Source organism: Mesorhizobium sp. M7A.F.Ca.ET.027.03.2.1, assembly GCF_003999175.1.
In the GTDB taxonomy this organism is placed as follows: domain Bacteria; phylum Pseudomonadota; class Alphaproteobacteria; order Rhizobiales; family Rhizobiaceae; genus Mesorhizobium.
This window is the reverse complement of the sequence record NZ_RZOM01001070.1, coordinates 1-2,124: the sequence shown is the minus strand read 5'-3', so window position 1 is coordinate 2,124 and position 2,124 is coordinate 1. Positions and strand designations below refer to the sequence as shown.

Here is a 2,124-nt window from a genome sequence, read left to right as displayed (position 1 = left end):
TTCCTGCGCTGGCACGATCCGGCGATCCGCAAGCATCTGGGGCTGGAGAAAGCTTCGGACGCCGAGGTCTTTGCCGAAATCCGCAAGCGCAAGGACAATTTCTAGGCCCGGTAGTGTCGTCGCCATGACCAGCTCCGCAGAAATTATCGCGACGCTCGGGCTGAAGCCGCATCCGGAAGGCGGCTGGTATGCCGAGACCTTTCGCGATGGCACCGGCGGCGCGCGCGGCCATTCGACTGCCATCTATTTCCTGCTTGAGGAGCATCAGGTTTCGGCCTGGCACCGGGTCAAGGATGCCGCCGAGGTCTGGCATTTCCATGCCGGCGCACCGCTGGCGCTCTCGATGTGGGAAGAAGGCAGCGCCCTTGTAGAGCAAGTCCTCGGCATCGATCTCGCAGCCGGTGAGCGGCCTCAGATCGTCGTGCCGGCAGGCTGGTGGCAGTCGGCGCGCAGCCTGGGCGAATGGACGCTGGTCGGCTGCACCGTCGCGCCGGGCTTCGAGTTTGCCGCCTTTGAGCTGGCCGAACCCGGCTGGCAGCCGAAACAACCCTAACTCAATAAGAACCCAAATTTAGCAGGAACCCAAGTGTCGTCGCGAGCTGGGCGGCGTAGTACAGCGCCCAGACGGCGAGGCGCATCCAGGCGCGGTGGGGCGAGATGGCGGCGACAAGGAATTTCTCGGTGGCGAGCAGCCCGTCCGATACCATGAACAGCACGGCGCCACCGATCACCCACATATTGCTTGTTGTCAGCGCCGAGATGCCCATTGCCAGGATGGCGGCGATATAGACGGTGATCGGGATACGCAGGCCGGGACCGACGCGACGCCACAGCGCCGCCAGCATGATGACCACGAACACCGCCATGGCGAGCGCGATCGCACCGCGCCACGGCTCGGCGCCAAGCACTCCCAATCCGCCACCGCTGCGCAGGAACAGCGCGACATAGACGATGTGGGCGACGAGAAAACTGGCCAGCCCGCCGAGAAAGGCCTTTTCGCCGTCGCGCGACAGGAAGGCGTCGCCAGCGGCGCTGAGGGCGAGCGCGGCGACCAGCAGCAGCGGGCCGCCCTGTAGCCCGCCCAGAACGGCAAGCATCGCCACGGCAAGCGTCTTTGCCGCCGAGCGGGCGAGCGTCGGCGGCATGCCTAGCGTGAACGCATAGATCATCGCCGCCGCCAGCGAAAAAATCAGTGTCGCGTTGGCATTGGCGTCGATACCGCCCGCAAACGGCATCGTCATGCCCGGCTCCGCCTTTGGATGCCCCGGGCTCCGCCTTCGGATGACCCGGCTCGGCTCTCGGTCGCCGCAGGCTTGCGCAGGAACAGGGATTTTGCGGCGAGCGCCGCGCCGCCGGTGATGAGCACGCAGGCGGCGAGGATGCGCAGCGACGGCTCGGCGACGCCGGCCGCGATCAGCACCAGCGTCGACAACAGCGGTGCGGCGTAGCTTGCGGCACCCAACACCTGGATGTTGCCGCGCTTGACGCCGATGTCCCAGGCATAGAAGGCAGCGCCCACCGGCATCAGGCCAAGACCAAGCACCGCCAGCCACTGGCCGGCGCCGACGGGCAGAACGGTCTGTTCCAGCGCCAGGTGGCAGGCGAGCGACAGCACCGCGGTGGCAGCACAGAACCAGGTGACGATGCTGGTCGGCACCGACGGGAAGCGCCGCGACAACAACGAATAGGACGACCACAGGACGGCGCAGACGGCAGCCATGGCATAGCCGAAGGAATAGCGGGCGTCGAAGGCCAGCCCGCCACCCTTGGTGACGATCAGCACGGTGCCGGCAAGGCCGAGCAGCGCGCCGACGACATGGTTCCACGCCAGTTTTTCGCCCGGCATCAGCGCCGAGCCGAGCACGATCAGCAGCGGCCACAGATAGGCGATCAGGCTCGCCTCCACCGCCGGCGCATTGCGCAGCGCGGTGAAATAGAAGAAGTGGTAGCCGAACAGGCCGGCAATGCCGATCAGCCACACCTGCGGCGGTATCTTCTGGCTCTTGTCGGGTGCCGGCATGAACAGCCGCGCGATGAGCCCGACCCCGGTGCCGATCGAGAAGGTGATCGCCGACAAGAGGAACGGCGGCACCTGGCCCGACGCATCGGTGAGCAGTGCGAGCA

4 protein-coding genes are annotated in these 2,124 nt (G+C 66.5%); 2 read left to right on the top strand and 2 right to left on the bottom strand.

Going from position 1 to position 2,124, the window contains the following annotated elements; genetic code table 11:
- Together EN750_RS31255 and EN750_RS31250 are read left to right on the top strand one after the other, a co-directional pair.
- Positions 1-105 (top strand): hydroxyacylglutathione hydrolase C-terminal domain-containing protein (locus tag EN750_RS31255; RefSeq protein WP_281061950.1); only part of this gene is annotated, 105 nt, incomplete at its 5' end.
- Between the two features lie 19 nt (positions 106-124).
- Positions 125-553 carry a cupin domain-containing protein gene (locus tag EN750_RS31250; RefSeq protein WP_127399013.1) on the top strand — a complete coding sequence of 143 codons (429 nt, stop codon included), beginning with the start codon at positions 125-127 and terminating at the stop codon, positions 551-553.
- 1 nt (position 554) lies between these two features.
- Here the strand turns inward: EN750_RS31250 and EN750_RS31245 are convergent, their stop codons facing one another.
- Complete coding sequence (locus tag EN750_RS31245; RefSeq protein ID WP_127399012.1) at positions 555-1,241, bottom strand: lysoplasmalogenase family protein; 687 nt, start codon at positions 1,239-1,241, stop codon at positions 555-557.
- A partial coding sequence (locus tag EN750_RS31240) for an EamA family transporter (RefSeq protein ID WP_145968090.1) occupies positions 1,238-2,124 on the bottom strand: 887 nt, incomplete at its 5' end. The genes EN750_RS31240 and EN750_RS31245, both read right to left, overlap by 4 nt.